The organism is Roseibium aggregatum IAM 12614 (genome assembly GCF_000168975.1).
Taxonomy (GTDB): domain Bacteria; phylum Pseudomonadota; class Alphaproteobacteria; order Rhizobiales; family Stappiaceae; genus Roseibium; species Roseibium aggregatum.
Genome location: NZ_AAUW01000045.1, coordinates 1 through 5,014, shown reverse-complemented (window position 1 = coordinate 5,014; position 5,014 = coordinate 1). Strand labels below are relative to the sequence as shown.

Annotated in this window: 8 protein-coding genes; all 8 read right to left on the bottom strand. The window is 53.8% G+C overall.

The annotated features are described in order from the left end of the window. Window positions 1-452: recombinase family protein (locus SIAM614_RS30305; RefSeq protein WP_006940627.1), on the bottom strand; the 452-nt coding region annotated here is incomplete at its 3' end. Between the two features lie 157 nt (window positions 453-609). After that, a complete protein-coding gene (locus SIAM614_RS30300; protein ID WP_157140190.1) occupies window positions 610-846 on the bottom strand; it encodes a hypothetical protein in 237 nt (78 codons plus the stop codon). An 18-nt stretch (window positions 847-864) separates the two neighbouring features. Further along, window positions 865-1,794, bottom strand: a complete 930-nt coding sequence (locus SIAM614_RS30295) for an HNH endonuclease (protein WP_157140189.1) — start codon at window positions 1,792-1,794, stop codon at window positions 865-867. Window positions 1,795-1,868: 74 nt separating this feature from the next. Continuing rightward, entirely contained in the window at window positions 1,869-2,795 is a 927-nt protein-coding gene (locus SIAM614_RS30290; protein WP_198137434.1) for a DNA-methyltransferase, read from the bottom strand. Beyond that, complete coding sequence (locus SIAM614_RS32680; protein ID WP_198137433.1) at window positions 2,746-2,976, bottom strand: hypothetical protein; 231 nt, start codon at window positions 2,974-2,976, stop codon at window positions 2,746-2,748. The genes SIAM614_RS30290 and SIAM614_RS32680 overlap by 50 nt, the downstream gene beginning before the upstream one ends. An 11-nt stretch (window positions 2,977-2,987) precedes the next feature. Continuing rightward, entirely contained in the window at window positions 2,988-4,355 is a 1,368-nt protein-coding gene (locus SIAM614_RS31060; RefSeq protein ID WP_050789542.1) for a restriction endonuclease, read from the bottom strand. Further along, a complete protein-coding gene (locus SIAM614_RS31710) occupies window positions 4,352-4,561 on the bottom strand; it encodes a ribbon-helix-helix protein, CopG family (RefSeq protein ID WP_081455404.1) in 210 nt (69 codons plus the stop codon). Before SIAM614_RS31710 ends, SIAM614_RS31060 begins: the two co-directional genes overlap by 4 nt. Window positions 4,562-4,656: 95 nt before the next feature. Beyond that, window positions 4,657-5,014, bottom strand: a 358-nt coding sequence (locus SIAM614_RS30275) for a hypothetical protein (RefSeq protein WP_006940615.1), incomplete at its 5' end; no start/stop codon positions are given.

Sequence of the window (5,014 nt, the reverse complement as noted above, 5' to 3'; positions counted from 1 at the left end):
GCCTCGATGCCCTGCGTTTGACGGTGCCTCCGGCTGTCGTAGTCCTTTCTGGCGATAGCGGCGAGCATATCCAGCATCATGCTATTAATGGCTTCGAAGATGCGCCTGTGCAGGTCGTCCTGCTCGGCGGTCAACATTACCCATGAGGTTGGCAGGTCGAGTGCCACAATCCTCACCTGCTTGGTGGCGATTTCAGATTTGAGGCGCTCCCAATCCTTGGCGGTAAGACGGCTAAGACGGTCAATCTGTTCCACCAAGAGAACGTCACCAGGATGGGAATCCGCCAGGAGCCTGAACAACTCCGGACGCTTGAGAGTGGCACCGCTCTCGTTCTCGATATAGTTGGCGGCAATCGTCCAACCCCGTGCGACCGCGAACGCCTGCAGTTCGTCTTGGGCGCGTGCCGCGTTCTGCTCCTTGGTGCTGGCCCGGAGGTAAGCGCGGATGAACATAGGGCAGGGGACTTTCACTTCGATTTAAGTGGTTCGATTGTGAGTCCTTCGATTTAAGTCGTCAAACACTATTTATCGAAGTGCCGTTGACCCACTTCTCTTGAGGTATACCCAAATGGAAGTGTCGGGAGTTTGAGCTTAGAAGTATTGACTTTGTTCAGTGCCAGAGCTTTTTCGCGACTTTAACTTGCTCATCTACATGTTCTAGAAATTTGTCGTGCTTCACCTTTTGATAGCAATGCCAAAGTACTTCCTTCTCAAAATCTTCAAAAGAAGCCCCTTCTGCCTTCGCTTCTTTAATAGCCTCCTTGGCCCGCGCTTCATCCGCTGCATGAAGAGCAAATTTGGCATCTGCCTCACCAAAGCATCTGGACATCAAATTTTTCCAACTCACGTTAATCTCCTTAATTTTCTACTTTAAGGCCCACCCTCTTAGAGAATTAGCTCTTGCTACAAATAGTGATTTAGGCCGGTCTTTCTTGTCGGGAGGAAGGTTGATTATCGGGCGTAGTCTATCCCTGAAGTCTTTTAGACCTCCGGCCCTATCTTCGGCGTCCAGCCTTTTCACCAAACCTTCGTTTACATGCACCTTAAAATCCGGGTCGAACGTCACCAGGCTGCGGTCATAAGCCCGGTGATGCAATGCGCATAAGGCAATGCCATTGCTGGTCTGGTCATTGCCGGAGTGTTCGACAGGCACGATATGTGCCCCGTCGATGAGACGCAGCTGCATGTCGCACATGGCACATCGATGCTGATAGGCTCCGAGCACACGTCGAGAAAAGTCATTTGCCCGCAAGGCACGTTTCGCCGCGTGGACCGCGAATTTTCGCTTTGCGTCTATTTCTGAATCAATGTCCGCATCTGAAACATCGTCAGGGTCTTCGCTGAGCTTGTCTAAGAGTTGAGCCTCCTTCGGAATTGCACCGCTATCGTGCAGAGATTCCAGAAACTCCACGTAGGTGCCCGCAAAGTCAGGCCGGAATGCGATTGCCGTCTCCCCTTTCTGATTGATGTAGGGAGAGAAACCGGAAAGCAGGGCCTTGCGCAGTGCCTCTTCGGAAACCTGCATAGACGGCGAACCGCCGAGCTTGCCGGTGTGGTGACGATAGTCCCAACCAGCAAATACCCCCACATCTTCCCACCAACCGAGTATCAATGTCCGGCCCTTCGGCTCCGGCTCGAATTTATCGAAGCCCGTCACCTGGATTCGATATTCCTCTTTTTTCCGGCCAGCACCGCCGTGGGTTATGTTCCAAATATAGACCCGGACAATACCCCCCCGGCCGTCTTTGAAAACGCTGTAACGGGCAGGGTGCTTACCTTTGGTAAGATAGAGCAAGCTCCAGCCGCCCAGCTGCAACGCTTCTTCAATCGGCTTAGCAAGTCTGATTTGCGTGTAAGCCGGGCCATGTTTTATCCCTTCAGCTGCTCAACTAGAGCTGTGCTGGATGTGGCCGGTTTTCTATTCCTGGATGGCTGCTTTTTGGGTTTTGCCTTCTCTTCTCGTTTTTGACCGCCATCTGAGGGCAGGGGAGCTGTCGCACGCTCGTCATGTCCATTCCACAACAAACCAGGATGAGATATCCGGTAGAACCCTTCGTCTTCCTTCTTTCCGGGCTTGGGTTTCGGCTGAGAAATCGGGTTCTCAAAACGGCCTCGGGCTCCTTCGAGATAGCCTTCTCGGAGCTCAGCGCATATCCAATTACGCTCTAGGCGCTCGGAAACCTCTCCGGTGATACAGCTGCCACCAAAGGGGTCCAGGACAACATCACCGGGGTCAGTGACCATGCGAATGAAGTACTCGGGAAGAGCAGCTGGGAACCGGGCCGGATGTGCCGTGATACCCTTCTCTTTGCAATAGCGCATGTAGCTGCTGTTGCTTTCGGTATTTGGCAAGGCAATCAAGTTCGGTGGGATAGACGCGCCATTATCGATTGCGAATTTTTCGCTGATGTCGTGACCTGACGGTCGAAGCTTCGCTTGATAACCGTTGTTCAGCAGGTGCCGCATACTGTCGCTGTAGGGCTGCAAAACACGCCGGTTCGTCGCCCGTGGCCACGGTGTTTTAGAAAGCCACCAAACTGTGTTGATGCCATCCTTAACGCGGATGCGGCGCACGTTCACCCACTCGGCCGGGGTGGGAAGTTTGGATGGGTTCCACCAATAAAATTCTTGTGCCAGGTGAAAACCGTATTCCTCGCAAAGCATGATGAGCAGCTTAAAATGATAAAGGCTGCGCACCGGCAGGCCAGGCTTCCAAGCCCCGCCCAGGTCAATTACCAGGCTGCCGTCATCCTTCAGATACGGTGAAACTGCACTGCAAAATCGCGGACCATTCAAGATATGCGTCCTCCTGCTCATTCCCATAGTCTTTCTTTCGGGTCAGAGCGAAGGGGGGGCTGGTCATGATGAGGTTCACTGAAGCGTCGTCCATACGCTCCATGACCTCCAGACTGTCGGCGTGAAAAATCTTGCCGAGGCCGGTCTTGAGGTAGGGGACTAGGGCTTTGGGTTTGGGCATCATTCCCCTCCTTAAAGTGTAATTTTTTTGAGATTCATGGCGTGGCGGGCTTCTCGTTCGAAAGACCTGATAATCGTTGCAGGGCTCTCGCTGATGGCAGCCAGGTCACTGCCATCGAGCATAACGATAGCCATGTTTGAATCCGCCATAATCTTATTGGCATAGCGCCGCGCCTCTCCCCCGATTTCGCCGGTAGTGACAATCACAATCACATTGCTTTTGAGGAAGTGGGTGAGGCCAACTTCCTTGGCCACATCGTCCAAGGACACTCTGGCTGTGTTCTTACACTGCACCTGCCAGCGAGAGAACACGAGACGAGCGGATTCAAAAATCAGGTCAACCTCGGCACCGCCTGTTTGGTTTGCCCGCAACCTGGTCGCCACATAGGTCATATCCAGGAAGAACATGATTTTGAAAGCCAGGGCTTCCAGTGCGAGCCCCGCTTTGTAACGGTCTTCACTCTCCATCTCTTCGAGAATACCGGAGAGGGGGGTGCGCAGGAGCGCCAGCAATTTCGGGTCCGTCTGACCTTTCAACTGCTCCAAAAGTGGCTCAACCACATCGGCGATGAGCTTCTCGGTCGGAGCAACCTGAAACGGCTTTGCGCCTCGGCCGGTCGTTGTCTTTGTGGCAGTGATGTAGCCAGCTTCTTCAAGGGCATTGAGCACCAGTTTGGGCAGGCTCTTTTCAGGAAACTTGACGCCATACGTGGCCGTCGCAAGACGCGCAATTTCATTGGCAGGCTGGGGAGCTGTCATGCCGGTATTCGCGAGAGCTCTCAAAAAGGCCCGCTGTTCCGGCGTGAAATCGGCCAGAACCTCAAATTCATCGGGATTGAGGCCTAGGATATCTTCTATTTTGTGGGGGTCTACCTGCCATCGCGAACCGACGAAAACTCCGGCCTTTGCGAGCCATAACCGCATCATACTTGGGTGTTTACCACCTGACGGGTAGTGAACACCCCGTGCGGCCAGCCCCTCCCGCAATGTGGTGAGATTCACTTGTTCACCTGCGGCTATCATGTCCTGGATGCAACGCACCATCGTCATTCCATGGAGATTCAGCAGGATGTGTTTCGCCAGGCGGGCATAGAGCTTGTTCTTGTCAGCTTTCAGGGCGAGCAGCTCTTTACCAAAGTCGGTCAGGTTCGCGTCGCGATCGATGATGCCGTAGGCAATCATCCCGAGTTTGGTGTTGTTCGCCAGCTTGCCACGGTTGTAGTCGTTGGTTTTATGCCCCTGGAAATACTCTGCGCGCACGGCGTCTTCAAAGGCGTGCCAATCACCACCATGCTCGTTTGCCATCTCGAGCACACGAGGCAATTTAACCTGTGATGGTGAGAATTCACTGCCGAAGGGTAGGTCGCTTTTCTGACTCATGATGCGCTTTGTCTTTGTTCTTCTGCATCATGACCAACGGCGATTTCTGGTTTTTCCTTCTCCAGAAACTCCTTCACAGCGCGACGTATGACCCAAGCAGCGGATACATCGTTGCGAGTTGCGATATCGCAGACCTGCTTATAAGCATCCTCGTCGAGAGATACGGTCAACCGTGAGTGTTGCCTATCTGTCTGTGGTCGTCCCATTGATTCGTCCTGATGTTTTCTTCACCAGATTAAATCACTGAGTCGTGTTGGCTAGACCTTGGTTCCGAAGTTTGCACACCAAAACAGCATATCAATTACAACCCCAGGGATTTCTGGCCAAACCGGGCGTAAGCCGGAATGAACGGGTCGCTCATGTCCACGGCCAGGGCGTCAGCCAGGGGGAAAGGCACCACGCGGGCCTTGCCGCGCCGTTCGGTATCGCGGCCGATGAGACCGGCCAGCGGCACCCAATAGAACCGGCCGGGGTCGTCCAGGTCGAGGCACGCAAAGCTCACTGACACATGAAAATACGCGGAAAAGCAGGCCAGCTTGTCCATTTCGGCGGGGTCGAACAGCAGGCATTCGTCATAGGCGGACTTGGCCTTGACATCAAAGGCCATCATTCCGGCGTGGGGAATGCCCACCAGGTAATCCGGCCGTTTGATACGGCCC